At 61.3% G+C, this 20,223-nt stretch carries 21 protein-coding genes; 8 read left to right on the forward strand and 13 right to left on the reverse strand.

Annotation, left to right across the window (positions count from 1 at the left end):
• Window positions 1–1,560: tetratricopeptide repeat protein (locus tag AC1D10_RS29330; RefSeq protein ID WP_477278159.1), on the forward strand; the 1,560-nt coding region annotated here is incomplete at its 5' end.
• Window positions 1,561–1,575: 15 nt separating this feature from the next.
• Here the strand turns inward: AC1D10_RS29330 and AC1D10_RS29335 are convergent.
• Both AC1D10_RS29335 and AC1D10_RS29340 read right to left on the reverse strand, forming a co-directional pair.
• Window positions 1,576–2,079, reverse strand: coding sequence for a YHS domain-containing (seleno)protein (locus AC1D10_RS29335; protein ID WP_477278161.1), 504 nt, complete (start codon window positions 2,077–2,079; stop codon window positions 1,576–1,578).
• A gap of 12 nt (window positions 2,080–2,091) precedes the next feature.
• On the reverse strand, window positions 2,092–2,682 hold the full coding sequence (locus AC1D10_RS29340) for an ankyrin repeat domain-containing protein (RefSeq protein ID WP_477278163.1): 591 nt from the start codon (window positions 2,680–2,682) through the stop codon (window positions 2,092–2,094).
• A gap of 318 nt (window positions 2,683–3,000) precedes the next feature.
• Between AC1D10_RS29340 and AC1D10_RS29345 the strand changes: the two genes are divergently transcribed.
• The 3 genes from AC1D10_RS29345 to AC1D10_RS29355 are packed head-to-tail and all read left to right on the forward strand — an operon-like array spanning window position 3,001 to window position 5,179.
• A complete protein-coding gene (locus tag AC1D10_RS29345) occupies window positions 3,001–4,356 on the forward strand; it encodes a selenium-binding family protein (protein WP_477278165.1) in 1,356 nt (451 codons plus the stop codon).
• Window positions 4,353–4,724 (forward strand): 2Fe-2S iron-sulfur cluster-binding protein, encoded by a 372-nt coding sequence (locus tag AC1D10_RS29350; protein ID WP_111543472.1) that lies wholly within the window; start codon window positions 4,353–4,355, stop codon window positions 4,722–4,724. The genes AC1D10_RS29345 and AC1D10_RS29350 overlap by 4 nt, the downstream gene beginning before the upstream one ends.
• Before the next feature lie 5 nt (window positions 4,725–4,729).
• Complete coding sequence (locus AC1D10_RS29355; protein WP_477278646.1) at window positions 4,730–5,179, forward strand: CoA-binding protein; 450 nt, start codon at window positions 4,730–4,732, stop codon at window positions 5,177–5,179.
• Window positions 5,180–5,249: 70 nt separating this feature from the next.
• Here AC1D10_RS29355 and AC1D10_RS29360 read toward each other — a convergent pair whose 3' ends face one another.
• From AC1D10_RS29360 to choX, 5 genes are all read right to left on the reverse strand, one after another.
• Window positions 5,250–6,491: an NAD(P)-binding domain-containing protein gene (locus AC1D10_RS29360; protein ID WP_477278168.1), complete on the reverse strand. Its 1,242-nt coding sequence runs from the start codon at window positions 6,489–6,491 to the stop codon at window positions 5,250–5,252.
• Window positions 6,492–6,529: 38 nt separating this feature from the next.
• On the reverse strand, window positions 6,530–7,087 hold the full coding sequence (locus tag AC1D10_RS29365) for an OsmC family protein (RefSeq protein ID WP_379098600.1): 558 nt from the start codon (window positions 7,085–7,087) through the stop codon (window positions 6,530–6,532).
• 650 nt (window positions 7,088–7,737) lie between these two features.
• Complete coding sequence (locus tag AC1D10_RS29370; RefSeq protein ID WP_477278170.1) at window positions 7,738–8,583, reverse strand: ABC transporter permease subunit; 846 nt, start codon at window positions 8,581–8,583, stop codon at window positions 7,738–7,740.
• A 44-nt stretch (window positions 8,584–8,627) separates the two neighbouring features.
• The gene (locus tag AC1D10_RS29375) at window positions 8,628–9,482 is read right to left on the reverse strand and encodes an alpha/beta fold hydrolase (RefSeq protein ID WP_477278172.1); all 855 of its coding nucleotides are present in this window, start codon (window positions 9,480–9,482) and stop codon (window positions 8,628–8,630) included.
• 62 nt (window positions 9,483–9,544) lie between these two features.
• A complete protein-coding gene (choX, locus tag AC1D10_RS29380) occupies window positions 9,545–10,474 on the reverse strand; it encodes a choline ABC transporter substrate-binding protein (RefSeq protein WP_477278174.1) in 930 nt (309 codons plus the stop codon).
• Window positions 10,475–10,582: 108 nt separating this feature from the next.
• Between choX and betI the strand changes: the two genes are divergently transcribed.
• Complete coding sequence (betI, locus tag AC1D10_RS29385) at window positions 10,583–11,185, forward strand: transcriptional regulator BetI (protein ID WP_477278176.1); 603 nt, start codon at window positions 10,583–10,585, stop codon at window positions 11,183–11,185.
• Between the two features lie 191 nt (window positions 11,186–11,376).
• Here betI and AC1D10_RS29390 read toward each other — a convergent pair whose 3' ends face one another.
• From AC1D10_RS29390 to AC1D10_RS29405, 4 genes are all read right to left on the reverse strand, one after another.
• Entirely contained in the window at window positions 11,377–12,558 is a 1,182-nt protein-coding gene (locus AC1D10_RS29390) for an aminotransferase class V-fold PLP-dependent enzyme (protein WP_477278178.1), read from the reverse strand.
• Between the two features lie 247 nt (window positions 12,559–12,805).
• Window positions 12,806–13,039: a hypothetical protein gene (locus AC1D10_RS29395; protein ID WP_477278180.1), complete on the reverse strand. Its 234-nt coding sequence runs from the start codon at window positions 13,037–13,039 to the stop codon at window positions 12,806–12,808.
• A 78-nt stretch (window positions 13,040–13,117) separates the two neighbouring features.
• Entirely contained in the window at window positions 13,118–13,486 is a 369-nt protein-coding gene (locus tag AC1D10_RS29400; RefSeq protein WP_477278182.1) for a response regulator, read from the reverse strand.
• 16 nt (window positions 13,487–13,502) lie between these two features.
• Complete coding sequence (locus tag AC1D10_RS29405) at window positions 13,503–15,767, reverse strand: PAS domain-containing sensor histidine kinase (RefSeq protein WP_477278184.1); 2,265 nt, start codon at window positions 15,765–15,767, stop codon at window positions 13,503–13,505.
• A gap of 377 nt (window positions 15,768–16,144) precedes the next feature.
• On the opposite strand from AC1D10_RS29405, the gene AC1D10_RS29410 reads away from it, so the two are divergent.
• The gene (locus tag AC1D10_RS29410; RefSeq protein WP_379098609.1) at window positions 16,145–16,288 is read left to right on the forward strand and encodes a hypothetical protein; all 144 of its coding nucleotides are present in this window, start codon (window positions 16,145–16,147) and stop codon (window positions 16,286–16,288) included.
• Between the two features lie 99 nt (window positions 16,289–16,387).
• On the opposite strand, the gene AC1D10_RS29415 is transcribed toward AC1D10_RS29410, so the two are convergent.
• Window positions 16,388–17,080, reverse strand: a complete 693-nt coding sequence (locus AC1D10_RS29415; RefSeq protein WP_477278187.1) for a DUF2270 domain-containing protein — start codon at window positions 17,078–17,080, stop codon at window positions 16,388–16,390.
• Between the two features lie 54 nt (window positions 17,081–17,134).
• Window positions 17,135–18,358: an MFS transporter gene (locus AC1D10_RS29420; RefSeq protein ID WP_477278189.1), complete on the reverse strand. Its 1,224-nt coding sequence runs from the start codon at window positions 18,356–18,358 to the stop codon at window positions 17,135–17,137.
• A 97-nt stretch (window positions 18,359–18,455) separates the two neighbouring features.
• Between AC1D10_RS29420 and AC1D10_RS29425 the strand changes: the two genes are divergently transcribed.
• Window positions 18,456–19,364: a LysR family transcriptional regulator gene (locus AC1D10_RS29425; RefSeq protein WP_477278191.1), complete on the forward strand. Its 909-nt coding sequence runs from the start codon at window positions 18,456–18,458 to the stop codon at window positions 19,362–19,364.
• 142 nt (window positions 19,365–19,506) lie between these two features.
• Window positions 19,507–20,220: a gamma-glutamylcyclotransferase gene (locus AC1D10_RS29430; protein ID WP_477278192.1), complete on the forward strand. Its 714-nt coding sequence runs from the start codon at window positions 19,507–19,509 to the stop codon at window positions 20,218–20,220.
• Window positions 20,221–20,223: the final 3 nt, after the last annotated feature.

The following is a 20,223-nucleotide window of genomic DNA, read 5'->3' on the forward strand; positions in this document are numbered from 1 at the left end:
TGGTGGCAGAAGTTCTCGGTGCCATCGCGGCCATCGGTTGCGGTGCTGCCGTTTGCAAACCTCGGCGGCGATCCAGGCCAGGACTATTTCGCTGACGGCATCACCGAAGATCTGATCACCGACCTCACCAAGCTTTCCGGTCTGGACGTCATCGCGCGCAACTCGGTGTTCGCCTACAAGGACAAGCCTGCCGCGCTGGCGGACGTCGCGCGCGACCTTGGCGTCCGCTTCGTCGTCGAGGGGAGCGTCCGCCGCACAGGCGAGCAGATCCGCCTCAATGCCCAGCTCATCGATACGGCCACGGGCGACAATCTGTGGGCCAACCGGTTCGACCGCGGCATGGCTGGCGTGTTCAGTGTCCAGGACGAGATGAGCCGGGAGATCGCCAAGGCGCTGGGCATCCGGGCTTCGGCGGCGGAAAGCGAGCGCATGGCGCGCCCGCCGACGAACAATCTCGAGGCCTACGATTACTATCTACAGGCCGAGACGGCGTCACGCAGCGTCCTGCTGGCCGGGCTGCGGGAGGCGCTCACGCTCTACGACAAGGCGGAGGAGCTCGACCCCGCTTTCGCCGAAGCCTTCGCGGCCGACGCGCGCACGACCGTCTATGTCTGGCGCGAGGCTTTCAACGACATCATGCAGAGCGCGCCAGCACGAAAGAGAGCCTATGAGAAGGCGAGCCGAGCTCTGGAACTCGAACCGGACCTTTCATCGCCCTATGCAATTCTCGGTATCATGCAAGTCGTCAATCGCCGCTACGAAGATGCGATTGCCTCTGCCAAGAAGGCTGTTTCAATCGGTCCGGGCGATGCAGAGGCGCAAGCAGCCCTTGGATATGTTCAGTCATACGCCGGCAATCATGCCGACGCAGCCGCCGCGGTCGAGACGGCGCTCAGGCTCGATCCCAATCTTTCACCCATCAACCGGGAAGCTGCTGGGCTGGTTTTCCTTCTCCAAGGGAATGTCGAGAAAGCGATCGCGACTCTCGAACGCACACGCGACGATGCGCCCACGGTTGGCAACTTTCGGTTTACGCTCGCCGCGGCGTATGTCCGCGGGGGCCGTTTACCGGATGCGAAAGCCGCAATCGCCGATGGGCTCCGCCTCGTAGCGGGGTCCAGCTACGTGGACTCCTTGGCTGGGTGGCAGATGACTCACGCACATTTCCGGAACCCGCAGGATCTGGCGATTCTCGTCAACGCACTGCGCCAAGCAGGCCTACCCCAATGGCGCTTCGGCTTTACCCCGGACGAACACGACCAGTTGAAGGGTGCTGAGATCGCGTCCCTCGTCATTGGCCATACACTGCAAGGCCAGATCGAACCCGGTCTCCAACCAGCCTTCCTTCAGATCGGGAGCGACGGCAGGGCAGCTTTCCGCTCGACGACGCGGCTGGTCACCGAGACCGTCTACGTCGATGGCGATCTCTTGTGCGAGCAGAGCGAGAACCTGTTCGGGCGCCCCGACTGCGGTCACGTCTACAGGCGCAATGACGAAGCCGGCAAAGGCTACTCCTATGCCAATACAAGCAAGGTGTTTCACTTCACGGTGGTTCAGTAGACGCGCGCGCGCGTCTCAGTGATACTTATCGAGCTCCAAATTGGCCGCGACCTTCGGCCAGTTGGCATCGGCTTTCGGTATTTCTTCATCCGCATGGGCGGCGAAAGTGTCCGCATTGCCGACGTCGTAGATCAGGTAGAGCTTGCCGTCGATAATCTTGAATGCCTCGGGATCGACGTTGACCGTTACCCCTCCGCCCACGACTTCGCCGGCGCAGTAGCCGCCATATTGAGGGGCGTACTTGACCGGCTCGCTCATGAACATTTCCTGGTGTTTCTTGCTGGCGAAATGCCAGGGTGTCCCCAGCCAGTCATAAGTGAACTCTTCGGAGCCCTTCACGGCCTTGCCGTCGGTGAAGTAAGCGACCGTGTCGTAGCCCATGATCGCCACACCGCCGAAATAGCCGGTGTTTACCGAATCGTCGGCCCAGGCCGATCCCGCGCCGGCGACCGCAGCTACCGCGACCAGGGCAGCCGCCCCCAAATTCCGAACCAGTCGTGACTTGATCATCGTGCTCATCTGTATCCTCCGTCAATCGTGGATCTCGGCGCACTTCGCCGCGTTCGCCTCGCCAAGGATTTTGGCTTGGCAGGTAGCACCATGGCGTTTGAACAGTCGTATGATATCCGTGTTGCCCTTCCAGAATGCGCGCGTTATCGGCATGTAGCCATGGCCCTCGGGGTGGTTCACATCGGCACCTTTCGCAATAAGGAATTCGGCCACTTCAACGTGGTTTTCCTCGGCGGCCACCAACAACGGCGTAGCACCCGCCTTGTTGGCAGCATCTTCGAGCACCGCGCCTTTTTCCAGCAGCAGCTTGGCGATCGGCAGGCTGCCCGAGAAGGCCGCCGCATGAAGCGGAGTGAAGCCGCCCGAGTTCCGGGCCATGACGTCGGCGCCCTTGCTCACCAGCAATTCCGCAATTGCGGGCTGGTCGTCGAGCGCAGCAGCGATGAGGAGGGTTGCTTGGTCGCGTGCCCGCCTGTCAACGTCGGCGCCGCTCGCGAGAGCTTGCTCGACACCCACTTTGTCGCCGGCAGCTATGGCGTCGAACAGCACATCGCCCGCCGCTGCATTGGTCGCGGCAAACGCCAACACGACAAGTGTCAACAGTCCACGCATGAGTATCGATATCACGCGCGAGGATGGCGTACAAGTTCGTCAGGGTCGTACTCCGCGACATGGCGCTTTGGCTTTGCCCGCCTGCGAGCCAGTAGAACGGAATGTCCAATTCGGACTGCGCCACGAACGACCGGGATTGGCGCATTGCCGCCCGGTAGCATTTGGGCCGACAGGGGGATGGGCGGATTCGAGGCTCTGAAGGCCAGAGGCGGACCTTCGAGCCACCCCGGCTGTAGCGCCAATGCCAAGCATGCACTAACATTCCAGCTTGACCCCGTTGGGGCTGGCCAGTGATCTGTTCAAATTGGGGAAGTACCCATGACCAATCATTGCTGTGGACCGGGCTATGCTTCTCCAGCCGAGGCGATGAGGGCACCTCGCGAAAAGCTGCTCTATACGATTGCCATCTACACTGGCACGGGCATTCAGAAGCCGGACTATCTGTGTACCATTGATGTCGACCCGGAGAGTTCGACCTACAGCCAAGTGATTTCACGTTTGCAAATGCCGGGGATTGGCGATGAGCTTCATCACTCGGGCTGGAATGCCTGTTCGTCGTGCCATGGCGATGCGGGCATGGAGCGGAAATATCTGATTGTGCCGGGTGTGCGCTCGTCCAATCTGCATATTGTCGATTGCGGTACCGATCCCCGCAATCCGACACTATTCAAGGTCATAGACGGCGCTGAAATCAAAGCCAGGACCAACTTGTCGGCACCACACACGGTGCATTGCCTCGGCTCGGACATCATCATTTCCATGCTTGGCGACGCTCAAGGCAATGCCCCCGGCGGATATTTACAGCTCAGCAAGGAGTTCGAGATTGTCGGCCGTTGGGAAAACTCCATGGGCAGCATCAAGTTTGGTTATGATTTCTGGTACCAGCCGCGACACAACGTGATGGTCAGCTCGGAGTGGGCCGCACCCAATACCTTCATGCCTGGTTTTGACCTGGAAGAGGTTGGCCATCTGAAATATGGCCGAGAGATTCATTTCTGGGATTTTGAAAAGAAGGAGCCAAAGCAGACATTCTATCTCGGTGAAGATGGCTTGATCCCACTGGAAGTGCGCTTCCATCATAACCCCGACAGCAGTCACGGCTTTGTCGGCGCGGCCCTTTCTGCAAATATCATCCATTGGTGGAAGGATGCGGCGGGTGATTGGCAATGGGAAAAAATTGTCGATGTCGACAATGAGCCGCACCCCGAATGGCCGATCCCGATACCGGGCGTGATCTCGGTCATTCTGCTCAGTATGGACGATCAATACCTCTATCTGTGCAACTGGTTGCACGGCGACATTCGTCAGTATGACATCTCGGACCCTCACAATGCCAAGCTTTCTGGGCAAGTGTGGATGGGCGGCCTTCTCGGCCGTGCGCCTGAGGTCAATGGCGTGAAAGTGACTGGCGGGCCTCAGATGATACAGCTCAGCCTCGACGGCAAGCGCCTCTATGTGACGACCTCACTCTTCTCGACCTGGGATAATCAGTTCTATCCGGAAATCCGCACCAATGGCGGATGCATGCTGATGGTCAATTGCGATACGGAAAACGGCGGCATGGAAATCGATCCGCTATTCGTTGTTGATTTTGGCAAGGAACCAAACGGACCAAGCCGCTGCCACGAAACCCGTTATCCCGGCGGTGATTGCACGAGCGACATCTGGGTATGACCAGCTTCACCATCACTCTCGCCAATCAAGGCGGTGCGGCCTTTGACGTCGATCACCGCAAGCCCCTCTTGCAAAGCTTGCGCGAGCAGGGCGTGGATCTGCCGTATGGGTGCAAGTATGGCGGCTGCATAACCTGTGCGGCCAAAATAATCAGCGGCAAAGTCGATCAAAAGGCGCAGCGGGCGCTGAACAACCGCCAGATCAACAATGGCTATATAATCCTTTGCGTCGCCCGCCCTATGAGCGACTGCACGCTGGAGGTCGGTGTCGAGAGTCACGACAAGCTCTACCGCAACCCCTTCCTTGACCCGCTGGCTGCTCATGAATTGAAAGCCGATATTGCGACCCCGTTGGAAGCAAAGAAATGACCCATATGAATCATGATGAGCCCTATTCGGAGGCTTATCTGCAAGACATTCTGAAATCGGTCAAAACCATCGCGATGGTGGGGGCCAGCCCCGACAAAACCAAGTTTTCCTATGGTGTTCTCAGGGTGCTGCACGAAATCGGCTATGACATGATCCCGGTCAACCCCAGTCCCGGGCTGGATGAAATTCGAGGGCTCAAGGTGTACGCATCACTGGCGGCCATCGACCGGCCGGTGGATATGGTTGAGGTTTTTCGCCGCTCCGAAGATCTGTTGGAAGTTGCACAGGAGGCCATCGCAATCAATGCCAAGGTTCTGTGGGGTCAGATTGGGGTGCGCGATGACGCTGCCGCCCAGTTGGCGGAGGATGCGGGCTTGAAAGTGGTGATGAACCGCTGTCCCAAGATTGAGTTGTTCCGCCCGTTCTGGAAGCCAAAGCTGCACTTGGGAATATGATTGCAGGGGCATAGAATTCGGCGTTGTCGCGGCAACCCCTTTGGTCCGACGTTGATCCTGCCAGCAGATTTCAATTTTGCCCGAGATACGATGCCAGATGATCGCTGAGATCACGCGCGTCGTCGCCAGCGCCGTCGATCAGCGCAGACTTGCGGCGGCGCAGGAACTGCGTCCCCATCAGGTACAGGCCCGGATGTTCCGCTACACCGCCGTCGTGACGGATGTGGCCCTTGCGGTCGAGGACCGGCAGCTCCAGCCAGGAGTAGTCCGGCCGGTAGCCGGTGGCCCAGATGATCGTCCTGATCGCGCCAGTGGCGAGGTCGAGGCCGAGCGGCGGGTTGTCCTCGACACGGGTCGGCGGCAAGCGATCCGGCGGCCCGACCGTGGCGTCGAGGCCGTTGGCGCACGCCCAATCGTCGATGAGGTCGAGCAGCCGGGCCATCTTGAGATCGGAAAGCGCACACATGTTGCGCAACGACCCCGCAAACTGGGCCTTGCCGTCTTCGGTGATGCCGGCGAGACGACCGATGAGCCGGACGCCGAGGTCGTCGAGCGCATTGAGGTCGAGGGTGGTGCGGTCGGGCGTGCCGGCAAGCTGCAGCGAAGGAACGCGTCGCGCCCGCCTGATGTCGTCCACCTCGTCGTAGCGCTCATCGAGCACGCCGGCGGCATCCATCCACCATTCCAGGTCCTTGCCGCGATAGACGCGGGGCGCCCGGATGTGCTCGCCCACCGACAAGGTCACTTGACGCCCCGAACGCTGCAGCTCCTGTGCGATCTGGGTGCCGCTCGACGACGCGCCCACCACCATCACGCCACCGTCGGCGACCTGGCCCGGATTGCGGTAGGACTGTGCCGTCAGCATGGTGACCGACCGCGGCACGCGGGCGGCCAAATCGGGCAGGCGCGCGATGTTGCAAGCGCCCGACGCCAGCACCACGGTCCGGCACCGCCACTCGCCGCGGTCCGTGCGCACCAGATATCCCGCTCCGTCGCTGCGAACCGAGGTAACGGTCGTGTGGGTTCTGACCGGAGCCGAGATCGCCTTGGCATAGTTCCCGAGGAAATCGATCACCTCGGGCATCGTGCGGTAGCCGTCAGGGTCGTCGCCTTCATAGCGGAAGCCCGGCAGCCGGCTCTGCCAGTTCGGGGTAAGCAACCGCAGCGAATCCCATCGCTCCGTGCGCCAGGTATGGGCAATCTCGCCGCGCTCCAGCAGCACATGGTCGATCGAGCGCTCCGCGAGGCAGCGGCTCATCGCGAGCCCCGCGTGCCCTGCACCGACGATCACTGTGGTGACGGAACTAATCACGCCCTCTCATCAGGAGAGTCTACGGCTCGAAGCGCCTTTCAATTCACTACGACCGTGACGTTCGTCGGATTGGTAACAATGTCATAGACTGCCGACCGCTTTTGCGACTGAGCGACGAGAGCCTCGATGTCCTCACGCTTGGCGTCGGCGTCGATGTTGTACTTCACCGTGATGCCGCTGAAGCCGTTGCGGACGTCGCTGTCGATGCCGAGTATGCCCGCAATATCCATGTCGCCTTCGATGGTCGCCTTCACCGACTTCAACTGGATGTTCCGGTTCTGGGCAACCGCGGCGATGCCGGCGGTCAGGCAACTCGCGAGCCCGACAAGCACGTATTCGACAGGCGTGGCGCCCTGATCCAAGGAAGCGAAGACCTCCGGATGGTCGGCATCGAATGTGAAGGTGGTCTTGCGATGCTGGTCCTGGCCGAGACCGTAAAAGCTCTCGACCGTCGAGTGGCTGTGGGTGCCATCCTTCCATTCGCAGGCCGCGCGCCACTTGAACTGCGCAGCCTCCGGGGCGTTGGTAAGAGCTTCGCGTGCGCCGAGCAGCGCCTCGACGTTAACGCCATTGTTTGCCTGTACTTCGGAAGCCATAATTATCCTCCCTACTTTGCACTGGCTTAAAAACCCGACCGATCCCATTGACCTCCTGATCAGATTTCGCCAGGGGAAGGCATGCTATGGGTAGCGAAGCGTTTCTTCAAGTTGTTTCCGCAGAGGTATGGTCGTCCCTCGTGTACCGAGTTGCGCCTTTGCGGGCTAAGGGTGCCCTGCGTGTCTGTCGGCGTTGGTTCCGCAGCCCGGTGCCAGGCCAGAGGCGTCGCGATGCAGTTCTTGAAGGCCGCCGGCAACCTAGCCGACGGCATTTCCGCAGGGCCATCTTGCCGGCGTTGCGAACAGCTGGTTCGCCGCCGTTAACGGCATTCAAACGCTATGAAAATCAACTTCGGCTTCTGGCGCAACCACGACCTCTGGCGTGGTCAACTGCAATGTCTGGTTCCGGGCGGAGGCAAGGTTCGCCGCCATGGCCGACATGAGGCGCATACACCCCGACAGCCTTGGGCCGTGTATGGACGGCTCTCCGTTGGCAAGGGTTCTGTTTGAGCGCTCTGCAGTTACTGGTTGGTGCGGTCCATGTATCCGACCCGTAGGTGCGGCTCTTCATATGCCGCTGGCCATAATGCCATTCGCGCGGCTCAGGTCGCGATCGAAAGCTCGCACTCGAAGGTACACGGCCCATGAACCTACTTGCGAACGACTTTGAGCGCTCTGTCCAGGATGATGGCGAGCATTACAATCGACAAACCTGCCTCCAGTCCGAGCGGTATGTTGACGGCCGAAAGGGCTCGCACCACCGGCTTGCCAAGGCCGTCGGCACCGACCAAGGCGGCGACCACAACCATGGACAGCGCCAGCATGATGCATTGCGTTAGCCCTTCCATAATCACCGGCAGGGCACTTGGCATTTCGATCTTCCACAAGAGTAGCGAAGGCGATGCGCCAAACGCGAGACCGGCTTCAAGTATCTGCTGCGGCACCGAACTAAAGCCAAGGTAGCTCATTCGAATAACCGTTGGCACGGTAAATACGATTGTGGCCACCAGGCCAGGTGCTGTGCCCAGACCGAACAGAACGAGCGTTGGTATGAGATAAACAAACGTAGGCAGAGTCTGCATGAGGTCGAGCACTGGAAGCACCAGTTGATACAGCCGTTTGCGATGGCCAAGAAAGATGCCGATCGGCACACCGATCAGCATGGAGCTTGCGGTGGCGAAGACCACCAGCGCGAGGGTCTGCATGGTTTCGACCCAGAAACCCTGATTGGCGATCATGAGCAGGCCTGCCGCCACACCGGCCGAGAGTTTCCAGGATCGCTTCGTCAGATAAAGAACGACCGCGGCCGTCAAGATGATGACCGGCGATGGGATCCACAGCAGGATGCTGACAAGACCATCGATCAGAAATCCGAGCGAGGCGGAGATGCCATCGAAAAACCCTGAGAAATTGTCGGTGACCAAGGTGAAAAAACGCTCACCCGCCGATCCAATGGGAATCTTGTAGCTGGAGAGCCATTCAGCGAAGCGATCCATCCGGCAGTCCTTAACGTGGGGAAAAAGAAGACTCTAGCAACAGCTTACGGGACGAGGAAATCGCGCATCAGGCTCGCCACCCGCTCGGGCGATTCCCAGAAGGGGTTGTGGCCGTGACCGGGAAGACGCGAAAGGCTGGCGCCAGGAATGGCAGAAAGCAGTGCTTCTTGATGCGACAAATCGAAAAACGGATCCTCTTCGCCCCAGATCAAGAGTGCTGGTTTTGTGATTAAAGGGCGTCTATTCGTCTGGCCCTGAGCCAACTCGTGCAGGATTTGCCGCAATATGATGATGGGCATAGTGCTCGCATCAAGCCGCAGCTTGGCAAGAAATGGCTCGGGAACATTTCCGGGATTGGCGTACCATCGTTTCAGGAAGTCGCCGTCAGGCTCGAGCGTCTCAAGCTTTTCAAGTTCACTACTCAGGCGTCCGCTCGGGCCGGTGGGGTTCAGGGAGGTGCCGATGAGGATCAGTCGGCTTGTGGTCTCGGGGTAGAGGCCGGTGAGGCACTGCGCAACCATGCCACCGAGTGAATGGCCCACCACTTCGGCGCGGCGAATGCCAAGTTCCGTTAGCAACAGCCTCGCATCCTCGGCGAAATCAGTCACTGAGTAGCCTGTCTGCGGCCTGCCGGAAGCACCGTGACCGCGAAGGTCCGGGATGATCAGCCGCCGTCCAGGGAAAAAGGGGGTGATGCCGGCAAAGCTCACGCTGCTATCGGTAAGGCCGTGCAGAAGCAGGAGCGGGATTTCCTCGCTCTCTCCCAAGTCAATGAAGGCAAGCATCTGGCCATTGGGCAACCGTACGTGTTGTTTGCCCTTCTCCCATTCGGCAAATGCTGGAACCACAGGTGCTGACACGGTCGCGCGCATGACCGTTGTCGCCAGTTTGTCGGACATTGTATCCTCTTTGCGGTTATTTGGCTCAGCGCGCTACCCGGGAGCGCGCCGGTTCTGCGCACTCACAAGCCCAGATATGCCTTGACGGCCGAAAGTCCGTCCTTGCCGTCGATGGTGGTCACGTCCTTGAGCCAGGCATCGAGTCTTTGCGGCTCTTCTTTGAGCGCTTTGATCGCCCCGTCTTTGGGCTGCATCTTGTCATCGATCAAATAGCGCATGCCTTTGTTTTCGAAGTCTATGTCGAAAGCGAGATTCTTCAGAAGCCTCGCGACGTTTGGGCATTCTGCCGTGTAGCCGTGGCGAACCAGGGTCGATACCGTTGCTGCTCCGAAATCGGGGCCAAAGAATTGGTCACCTCCGGTGAGGTATTTGAAGTCGAATTTCGTATTCATCGGATGTGGCGCCCAGCCCTGAAACACAATCCATTCCTTGCGACGCGTCTTGCGAGCGACTTCCGCCAGCATGCCTTGCTCGCTCGATTCCACGACTTTCCAACCGTCCAGCTTTAGATTCTTGTCGGCGATAATGTTGAACATGATGGCGTTGGAGCCGGGCTCGATGCCATACATCGTATCGGCAAATTTGTCGGCGAACTTGCTTAGATCGGAGAAATCCTTGACGCCCGCCTCCCAGGCATAGGTGGGGACTGCAAGCGTGTATTTGGCGCCGGTCAGATTGGTCCGCACGGTGTCAACGACGCCTTTGTTCTTGTAACTGCCAAACTCGTTTACCATCGCCGGATCCCAATAGCCCAGGAATGCGTCCAGGTCCTTGTTCGCCAAGCTCTGAAAAATGACGGTCACACCCAGCAACGAGGACTTTGGCGAGTAACCCAATCCTTCGAGGACTACGCCGGTGATGCCGGTGGTGAAGGCGAGGTCATTCCAGCCCGGCTCAGCCATGCGCACAGTCGCGCAACTCTGCGGGTCGAGCGCATAAGCCGGCGCCGCTCCTGCCAAAATTAGTGCAAACGATACGACAATACCCCTCATCTTCGGGTTCCTTTCTTGACCTTTGGACGATTTGTTGACCGTCAGTCAATAATTGCCACTCACGTTCAGGCGTGTCAAGGTGGGTCAATTCGACTCAATGGATTGTTCATGGCTCTGACCTCTCTCAGCAAAATCAGGCGCACCGAACTGGTCTCGGCGGCAATGGATGTACTCAGGAGCGAGGGTGTTAACGCGACGACATTGGAGCGCGTGGCCCAACGCGTGGGCACATCCAAGAGCACCGTGCTGCACTATTTTGACAGCAAGAAGGGGCTTTTCCATGCCACCATGCTCTACGCGAATGCACGACTTCGCGATGAAGTGGTCACGCAGATGCGCCTTGCAAGGACGCCATCGGACAGGTTGTGGTCAATCGTGGCGACAAACCTGTCGCCTGCTGTTTTCGAGCCGACTACATGCCACAATTGGTTGGCACTGTGTGTGGAGGTTTCGAGCGACGAGCAATTCGCAAGACTCCAGAAGGTGATCCACGCGAGGATGCGCTCCAATGTAAAGTCGGCGCTTGTCGACCTTGTCGCACCGGCCGATGTCGAACCGATCACACTCGGCATCACCACTTTGATCGACGGCCTATGGTTGCGGAGCGCAGTCAACAAGGAAAGTATCGATGCGCAAGGCGCCATCGATCAAATGCTTGATTACATCACGCACCGCATCCCCGGTTTTTCGATCACCGCGAAGGGCGAATAGTCGCAATGGCGCGCGTCAGCGCGCATTCGAATTTAGCGAGGATCGTATTGGCTTCGGCAAAGTGGGGGCGCGGCGATGCAACGCTGCGGCGGCAGCCTGCGTTGGGGCCGTTGTACACGCGGCGGCGTGTTGCCAGTCATGGAGTTCAACGACCAGCCTTCAGCCGAATGGCCTGGAAGGGTCGACACCTGTCACGTCAATGCGCTTCGTAAGGCGGCGACGAATTGATCGAGATCCGCCTTGCGCATGTAGATATGCGGTGAAACCCGCAGACCCTCGACTTGCTCGACCTTACGGTATTTTACGTGGGTTCGATGTTTGTCGCGCAGATCCCGCTCGAGCTGCTTCATGTCCAGGTTCTCGATTGAGAACAGACTGATCGCGCCCAGGCTGTCCGTATCGGTGTCCGTATGGAGCCTGAACCCCGGAATGTCACGAGCGAGACCAATCCAATATCGGGTAAGTTCGCGCAATCGCGCGTGCATCCTCTCCGCGCCAATCGCCTTGTAGAATTTGATGGCAGGAGCGATTCCGGCCTGTATTGCGGAATTATATGTGCCCAGGTTCCAGTGGTCGAACTTGTCTATGTGCAAGGCCGGCTGATCAAAGGGGGCAAGCAACGGCCATGTCGGTTCGATCTGACGCTCATTGACGACTAACATTCCATTGCCTACCGGCGCGCCAAGCCATTTGTGAAGGCTGGTAACAAAGAAATCGCAATCAAGTTCGCGAAAACTGACTGGCATTTGGGCGAATGTTTGAGCGCCATCGACGATCGTGATGACATTACGCTCGCGCGCGATCTCGCAAAGCCGCTTCACGGGAAGAACACGCCCATTCCAATGGTACATATGCGTCAACTGCATGACGCGGGTCCGCGGAGTCATCGCGTCAACGTAGGCTTCGACGACATCGTCATCGCTGTCCTTGAGGTCGAAGGCACAGTCTACGGCCCGGATGCCCTCACGCTGCTGCCGCTGAAGCCATCCTGAACGGACGCTGGGGTAGTCCCAGGGCGAGATCAGCACTTCATCGCCAGTCACAAGCGGTATTCCGAAGATCGCTGTCGAAAGGCCCTCCGATGAGTTTCGGTTCAGCGCGATTTCTTCGGGGGCACAATCAATCAGTTCCGCCAAGTCTCGCTTAACACTAGGTAGTTGGGCGTCGAGTTCGCTCCACATATTGTAGTCCGGGTTGCGGCTGATGAAGCGATACGCGTCGATCACCGCTTCCTCAACAATGATCGGCGGGGGACTGACAGCAGCGTTGTTCAAGTTCAGATACGGGTGCTGTACGGGGTAACCCGTACGGACATGCTCCCATATCGCTTCGCTCTCATTTTCGACCATCCGACCCGCCGCAAAATAGTTCATGTGACATCATCCTGTGCGTCTCAACCGACAATACCCTGCCGAATTCGGCGTAATCTGCCTAATAGCAGCCGTCGAACAGAAGTTCGTTGCGATCGCCTGCGATTTCACGGAGATTCACCGCACTCCTGCTTATTCCACAGAGTGGGCACTCACGGAGCACGCTTGTTCGCGTCTGGCGGTGATAGTCCTAGCTTTCGTCGGCCCTGATCGCCCGTCGGTTGCTGTCTGAGCAGCTGTCGAAATGTGGCTAGACACCACCGTCGAGGCTGCCGGCCTCGTCGAGCTTGTGCGCCTCGCCGATCGCCATCTGCATCAAGCCGGAGACGATATGGGTGAGGCTGTCGTCCTTGCCGGGCAGCGGCAGCGGCGCCGAAAGGCTGGCGAGCGTGTCGTCGCCGAAGGTCGAGCGCGGCACCTGCAGGATGAGCTGGTCGACATCGGCAACCGCGCGTATGCCATGCGCCGCGGCCGGGTCGTCCATGACGGCGATTGCATCAAGTTGCTGAAGTCGCCGGACGAGCTGCACCCGCTCTATCTCGGCGGATAGCGCCCCAGGGCTCTAGGCAAGCAGTCCCTGGATGGTGGCGGCGACCGTCTCCGGGGCATAGGGCTTGGGCAGGAAGACGCCGCCGCTCGGCATCGTATCCTGCGCCGGCCGGCGCTTGCCCGAAGTGATGATGATCTTGATCGGCGGCCAGCGGTCGCGCACGGCGGCCGACAGGCGCAAGCCGTCCATCGAACCCGGCATGTCGATATCGGTGAACAGGATGGCGATATCCTGCCGTGTCTCCAAAAGCCGGATCGCCTGGTCGGCGTTGGTGGCTTCCAGCACGTCGAATCCCGCCTCGCGCAACTCATCGGCGATGGCAAACAGCAGGAACGCTTCGTCTTCGACGACAAGTACGGTGGCGGGGTTCTGAAGTGTCATGACACAGCCTATGTAGTCAGTAGCGCGCTGTCGGCAACCGGGGCGCAGGTGCATTCAGGACACATTCGACTCCGTCGACGTGGTAGTCGATCTGCACTGTGCCGCCGAAATCGGTGCCAAGCACACGCTCGATCAGGAAACGGCCGAAGCCGCGCCGGCTGGGCGGTGTCACCGGCGGCCCGCCGCGCTCGCGCCAGCGCCAGATCAGCCGCGTTTCGCCGGCTGTCTCGGACGACGGCTGCAGCGACCATTCAATCGACACCTGGCCGTCGGATGTCGACAGCGCGCCATATTTCAGCGCGTTGGTGGCGAGCTCGTTGACGGCGAGCGCGAGCGTCAGCGCCATCTTCGGATTGATCGGCAGGGCCGGGCCTGAAACCGAGATCTGCGCGACCGGGAAGGCGGCGATGGTGTTGTCGACCACCTCGCGAATGGAGGCACTGGTCCAGCGGGTCTTGTTGAGAATGTCGTGGGCGTTGGCCAGGGCCCGCAGCCTCTCGTTGAAGGTGGCGCTGGCGGTCTCGATGTCGGTGTTGCGCAAGGTCTGCGAGGCGATGGCGGAGACCATGGCCAGGATGTTCTTGATGCGGTGCTCCAGTTCATGGGTCAGCAGCTCTTGTCTCGTCTGCGCCTCGCGCCGGTCGGTGACGTCCTGCATGACGCCGAACATCTTGATCGGCTTGCCCGTCTCGTCATGGACGAAGTCGATATGGCGCGACAGCCAGCGCAATTCGCCATTGTCGGGCCTCCGGATGCGGTATTCGACGGCAGGCACCGCAGTCCCCTGCCTGCGCGTCTCCGGGTTGGAGCGGACGTCCTTGTCCTCCGGAATGACGATGTTTTCCAGCACGCTGATATGAATGCTGTCCCGGGGCGACAAACCCCAGAGCCCCCAGAAGCCCTCGGAGCCGACCACGGTTCCGCTGGCGATATCGAGCTCCAGCGCCGCGATGCCGGCGGCATTTTGCGACAGTTGCAGGCGGCGCTCGCTCTGCAGCAGGGCCTGCGCCGCCTGCTTCTGGTCGTCGATATCGGTGTTGGTGCCGATCCAGCGCAGGATCACGCCATCGGCATCGCGGATCGGAACGGCGCGCGCAATGAACCAGCGATAAGCACCGTCTCGCCGGCGCAAGCGGAACTCGGTCTCGTAGAAGATGCCCGCCGCCAGCGCCTGCTGCCATTTTTGCGCGGCCGAACCGACATCGTCGGGATGCACGATGGCGGCCCAGGCCTGGCCGTCGAGCTCGCCGGCGGAAGCACCGGAATAGTCGTAGACGCGCGGGTTGAACCAATCGAGCAAGCCGTCGGGGGAGGCGGTCCAGACATGGTTGGGCATCGCTTCGGCGAAGGTGCGGAACTGCATCTCGCTCTGGCGCAGCGCATGTTCGGCAACCAGCCGGTCGGTGACGTCGACACCTTGCACGAAGATGCCGAAGACCTCGCCCGCCGGATTGCGCACCGGCTGATAGACGAGGTCGATGAAGCGCTCTTCGGTCTCGGCCCCCGGCGTGCGCTGCAGTTCGGCCTTCAACGCGTAGCCGACGAAGGCCTCGCCGGAGGTGAAAACCTGGTCAAGCAGCTCGAAGAAACCTTGCCCTTCGACCTCGGGCAAGGCCTCGCGGATCGGCATGCCGATGATGTCGCGGTGGCCGACCAGCTGCATGTAGGCCGCGTTTGTCAGGTCAACGACATGCTGGGGCCCGGACAGCATGGCCATGAAACCCGGTGCCTGTTCGAACATCTGCCGCTGCCGGTCGCGTTCACTCGCCCGCCAGCGCTCGGCGGCGACCTTCTGCGTCGTCTCGATGACGATGGCGATGACGCCGGCCGGTTCGCCGCTTTCGTCTGGTACCGGCGAATAATCGAGATCGAGCCAGACCTGCTCGGGTTTTCCCGTGCGGTCGAGCGTCAGCATCTGCTCGCGATAGGCAAGCGTGCCGCCGGCCAGGCAGACCTTCATGATGTTGTCGTTGAAGTCGGCCACTTCGGGCCAACCCTCACGCACCTTGGAGCCGAGCAAGCGCGGGTGGCGGCCGCCGGCGAATTCCGAATAGCCGTCATTGTAGATCATGACGCCGTCCTCGCCCCACAGCATGACGATCGGCACCTTCGAGCGCAGGATCAGCGACACCGCCGTCTTCAGGCTCTGCGGCCAGCTTTCAATCGAGCCGATCGAGGTTGACGCCCAGTCGAACGCCGCGATCAGGCAGCCGAGCTGGCCGCCGCCAGCGAGGAAGGCATGCCTGCGATCGCCTACGGTCTTTGTACTGGATACTGGCATGGCGTCTCATGGATCGGTCGGCACTGTTTCGACGTTGGATTGGTTTCCGCTAGAATGTCAGAATCCTGGGACGACCGGGCATCTCTGTCGACCAGCGCTGTCGCGGCGCGAGCCTGACCTTCGAGCCACAAGCGCGCCGACCGACTGCCGGCGCTTGATGAGATCTTGAACAACATTTACGCCCCCGAGCGCCACAACACGGGACGAGCCATTCGGTTCCCGCCGCGCATCGATTTTTCACTGGTGGCCAGGCGTCGGGCAGCGCGTAGCGGACAGGCAATGGTCCGCTATTCGAACTAATTTCTTTACAAGCCGTTAATGCGGTCATGGTGTTAATTCAGTATTCTCTAATGAATCATTCCAACCTGAGGCAAGCAATGACCAAGAATCTCGGCAACGCGCTCCACACGCCGGCGCAGGTCCAGCAAGTCTCCGTTCTCGGCAAGGTCGCGCCGGCGCTGTTTCCGCTGGTCGTGGCGGCGCTGGGCTACATGATCGGCAGGCAGTTCTTCGGCATCTAGACTCCGAAAACCGACCCTCGGCGGAACGGCAAGCAAGCCGCAAGCACGACCGCGCGGGTCGCCCTTTCCGCTGCAGCCGCCTTTCGCCGGACGTCGACGTCAGACATGTACGTCACCGAAGGAAAGTTCGCCGTCGTCGTCGGACGCAAAAAAGGCGAAGGCGAACAGCGCGGCATAGAAAGCCGTCACGACGATCACGATCGCCACACCGGGAATGGGGCCAAGGGCGGCGCTGTCGACGGCCTCGCGAAGCGAACCGACAAACCCGGTCCTGAGGCCCGTGGTCTGAAGGCTGGGGGTCGATATCTTGACCACCCAGGCCAACAGCAGGATCAGGAACAGGTAGATGTAGTTGCGCCGCAGGCGGCGGGCCAGCGCAGCGCGCTGCGACAGCAGAAACTTCGGCGCGCGCAAGCCTTCGCCGACGATGAGCAGCCAGTCGGAGGCAAAGTCCGGCTGCGGCGAAAAGATCTGCGCGAAATAATGACGCTCGAACTGGCGCACGCGAGACCGGTAGAAGTCGAAGAACCGATAGCGGCGCGCCTCGATCCACAGCAGCAGGAGGATCAGCAGCATGGCGAACAGCAGCACGCCGTGATGCGCACTGGCCGTGGAGAGCGATACGGAAAGCAGCGCCGCCACCACCGTGATCGCCCAGTTCGTCGTCCTGTCGAGCCGATCTCGCCATCCCGCCATGCGCGCAATCTCTGCGCGGTGAAAATGCGACAGCGTATTCACGCGCTCCGTCGATGAAAGGACGGGGCCCGCGGGCTTTGCCGACGCGTCGTTCATGGCATCCTCCGGCGAAGACTAGAACAGTTTGCCGGCAACATGGTTCCCTGTCGCTCACTCGGATCCGCCAATCCAATCGACCAGAAGGGCAAAGAGGCCAAACGCAGCGCCAATCACGCAGACCGCCGGCCAGCCGCCCCATGTCCAAGCCATGCCGGCCAGCATCGAGCCGATGGCGCCGCCGATGAAGAAGATGCCGACGAAAAGGCCGTTGAGGCGGCCGCGCGCCTTCGGCTGCAGCAGGTTGATGGCGCGGCGGCCAAGTGTCTGGTCGCCGGTGACACCGATGTCGAGCAGCACGGCGCTGATGCCCATCAGCGCCAATGGCCACCATGACGCCGCGAATTGGAAGGAGCCGGCCCAGGCCGCAAGCGCCATCGAGCCGATCAGCACGAGATGGCAGGCGATGGTGGCGAAACGCGTCCAGCCGCGATCGCCCGCCCGACCGAACAGCGGCGTCACCACCGCGCCGCCGGCGCCGACCAGGGCGAACAGCGCGATGCCGCGCTGACCGAGATTGAAAGGCGGCTGCGCAAGGCGCAACGCCACCGCCGTCCAGAACAGGCTGAATGCCGCCATCACCAGGGCCGCTGTCAGCGCCCGCCGCCGCAGCAGAGGCTCGTCGCGCAGCAGGTCGAGCAGTGAGGCGATCAGCGCGCCATAGGACGATTTCGCTGCCGGGCGCCTTTGCGGCAAGGTGAGGGCGAGCACGCATACGAGCACCACAAGGGCTGCGGCGCTGACGCCGTAGAAGGCGCGCCAACCCCAGGCATCGGCGATCAGGCTGGCCAGTGGGCGCGCCAAGAGGATGCCAGCCATCAGCCCGCTCATGACGTCGCCGATAACGCGGCCATCCTGTCCGGGTGGCGCCATCGAGGCGGCGATCGGCACCAGGATCTGGATGGCCGAGCAGGCCGCACCCAGGATGAACAGCACAATCAGCAGCGCGGCGGCGGTGGGCGTCGATGCGGCGACGCCCGCCGCAAGAGCCGCGGCGATCAGCATGCGCAGGATCAAGGCGCGGTTCTCCAAGAGGTCGGCGAGCGGCACCAGGAAGAACAGTCCGGCGGCATAGCCGAGCAGGGTCGCCATGGCGACGAGGCCGACGCTCGCCGCATCGGCCCCGAGCGAAGGCCCGATGAGGCCGACCAGCGTCTGCGGGGCAAAGAGATTGGTGACGATGATGCCGACCGCGGCGGCAAAGAGCAGCGTCTGCGGGCCAGTGATGGTCGCGGCTGGTGGCCGTTCGGCCAGCCGGGCGTCATTTGTATCGAGCATTGAGTCCTCAGCCAATTGCATATCGTGGAAGGACTTTATGCCGAAGCATGATCATGCTACAATTCAATCAATTCGATAATGATTATGCGAGAAGCGCATGAACATCCATGATCTCGAAGCCTTTATCGCTGTGGTGGAGACCGGCTCGATCGTCGGCGCCTCGGCCAGGCTCAACCTCACCCAACCGGGCGTCACGCGCCGCATCCAGAATCTGGAAGACGGGCTGGCGACGGCGCTGCTCGACCGCCAGTCGAAGCCGCTGAAGCCGACTGCCACCGGCCGCGAGGCCTATGAGCATGGCCGCCGGGTGCTGCGTTCGCTCGAAGACCTGAAGGCCGGCGTGTCGCCGCAAGGCGAGGTCAAGGGCGAGTTCCGGCTGGGCATCATGCCCTATCTCTCCGATGCTGCGCTGGCGGTGCCACTCGACAGTCTGCGCGCGGCCTTTCCGCAATTGACGCTGCGCATCACCTCCGGTTGGTCGCCGAGGCTGGTGGAGCAGGTGGCGCGCAGCGAGCTCGACGCGGTGGCGGTGTGCCTCGCCGAGGGCGTGGCGCCGCCGGACGAACTGGTCAGCGACGATCTCGGCGCGCAGTCGGTGCTGCTGGTCGCGTCACCCGGCCTTGGCGTACCGAGGCTCGCCGATCTTGCCTCGCTGTCGCGCTTTCCCTGGGTGATGAATGAGAACGGCTGCGGCTTCCGCGCCTTCATCCGCCAGAGTTTCGAGGCCGCAAGGTTGCCGTTCCACGTCGGCGTGGAGGCGCTCAGCGTCGATCTCAGAATGTCGCTGGTGGCGCGCGGCCACGGCATCGGCATCGTCACGCCGGGCGCCTTTGCCGACAGCCGGTGGCGTGATGCGGTCGAGGTCATCGACTGCCCGGATTTCAAGCCGCAGGTACGCGCTTGGCTGCTGCACCGGCCGCCGGCCGGACGGCTCGGCCGTCCCATCGCGCTGTTTCGCGACGCGCTGATCGAAGGGCTTGAGGTGCCGATGCCGCTGGTGTCTTAGATCTGGGCAGGGATAGTCGATACTTACGAATCCTTTCAGGCGGTTGGGCGCGGCGGTTCAGATTTTGAGTCCGCGCCGGGCCGACCAGCCCTTGAGAATCTCCATGCCTTCAGCAACATGGCGCAATGCTTGAGACACGAGAATGAACAAGCCGATTTCTGCAGCATCGCGCAAGGCGCCGATGGCACTGACCGAGGAGCTCGTCGCGCGCACCATGCGCGTGGTCGAGGATGCCGGGCCGACGCCGGGCATGGCCTATATGACCGACGCCGACTATGCGCGCATCCGTGACGAGGTGCTGGCCGCCGCGCCGCCTGGGCCGCTGAAACTGTTCGCTTATGGCTCGCTGCTGTGGAAGCCGGCCGGTGAGGTGAGGGGTGGCGAACGGGCGGTGGCGACCGGCTGGCACCGGTCGTTCTGTTTTACCGTCAAGCGCTTCCGGGGCACGGTCGAGAACCCCGGCCTGATGATGGCGCTCGACCGAGGCGGCCAGTGCCAGGGCATGGTGTTCGAGATCGCCGAGCCGGTGGCGGCCAATCTCGAAGCGCTGCTGCGCCGCGAGATGACCATCCTGCCGGCCGTCAACGTGCCGCGCTGGCTGCAGGTCAGGACAAGCGAGGGCATGTGCCGCGCGCTCGGCTTCGTCGTCGATCCCGCCAACCCGCGCTATGCCGGCAAGCTCGACAAGCAGGCGATCGCGGCGACGCTGGCCACGGCCGTCGGCCATTGGGGCTCGGGTGCGGAGTACCTCTTCGAGACCATCCGCCATCTCGAAGCCTGCGGCATCCGCGACCGCAATCTCTGGCAACTCCAAGCGCTGGTGGCCGAGGCGATTGGCCGTACCGGCGGCGGCTGAAGG

This window comes from Mesorhizobium sp. P2_A8 (assembly GCF_056404935.1).

Coding starts and splice junctions, on each gene's coding strand:
- AC1D10_RS29365 (WP_379098600.1), bottom strand. CDS start 7,087: ATGGCTTCCGAAGTACAGGCAAACAATGGCGTTAACGTCGAGGCGCTG.
- AC1D10_RS29420 (WP_477278189.1), bottom strand. CDS start 18,358: ATGCTCGATACAAATGACGCCCGGCTGGCCGAACGGCCACCAGCCGCG.
- AC1D10_RS29400 (WP_477278182.1), bottom strand. CDS start 13,486: ATGACACTTCAGAACCCCGCCACCGTACTTGTCGTCGAAGACGAAGCG.
- AC1D10_RS29375 (WP_477278172.1), bottom strand. CDS start 9,482: ATGTCCGACAAACTGGCGACAACGGTCATGCGCGCGACCGTGTCAGCA.
- AC1D10_RS29350 (WP_111543472.1), top strand. CDS start 4,353: ATGACCAGCTTCACCATCACTCTCGCCAATCAAGGCGGTGCGGCCTTT.
- AC1D10_RS29355 (WP_477278646.1), top strand. CDS start 4,730: ATGAATCATGATGAGCCCTATTCGGAGGCTTATCTGCAAGACATTCTG.
- AC1D10_RS29410 (WP_379098609.1), top strand. CDS start 16,145: ATGACCAAGAATCTCGGCAACGCGCTCCACACGCCGGCGCAGGTCCAG.
- AC1D10_RS29425 (WP_477278191.1), top strand. CDS start 18,456: ATGAACATCCATGATCTCGAAGCCTTTATCGCTGTGGTGGAGACCGGC.
- AC1D10_RS29335 (WP_477278161.1), bottom strand. CDS start 2,079: ATGAGCACGATGATCAAGTCACGACTGGTTCGGAATTTGGGGGCGGCT.
- choX (WP_477278174.1), bottom strand. CDS start 10,474: ATGAGGGGTATTGTCGTATCGTTTGCACTAATTTTGGCAGGAGCGGCG.
- AC1D10_RS29370 (WP_477278170.1), bottom strand. CDS start 8,583: ATGGATCGCTTCGCTGAATGGCTCTCCAGCTACAAGATTCCCATTGGA.
- AC1D10_RS29405 (WP_477278184.1), bottom strand. CDS start 15,767: ATGCCAGTATCCAGTACAAAGACCGTAGGCGATCGCAGGCATGCCTTC.
- betI (WP_477278176.1), top strand. CDS start 10,583: ATGGCTCTGACCTCTCTCAGCAAAATCAGGCGCACCGAACTGGTCTCG.
- AC1D10_RS29395 (WP_477278180.1), bottom strand. CDS start 13,039: ATGGACGACCCGGCCGCGGCGCATGGCATACGCGCGGTTGCCGATGTC.
- AC1D10_RS29390 (WP_477278178.1), bottom strand. CDS start 12,558: ATGAACTATTTTGCGGCGGGTCGGATGGTCGAAAATGAGAGCGAAGCG.
- AC1D10_RS29415 (WP_477278187.1), bottom strand. CDS start 17,080: ATGAACGACGCGTCGGCAAAGCCCGCGGGCCCCGTCCTTTCATCGACG.
- AC1D10_RS29340 (WP_477278163.1), bottom strand. CDS start 2,682: ATGCGTGGACTGTTGACACTTGTCGTGTTGGCGTTTGCCGCGACCAAT.
- AC1D10_RS29345 (WP_477278165.1), top strand. CDS start 3,001: ATGACCAATCATTGCTGTGGACCGGGCTATGCTTCTCCAGCCGAGGCG.
- AC1D10_RS29430 (WP_477278192.1), top strand. CDS start 19,507: ATGAACAAGCCGATTTCTGCAGCATCGCGCAAGGCGCCGATGGCACTG.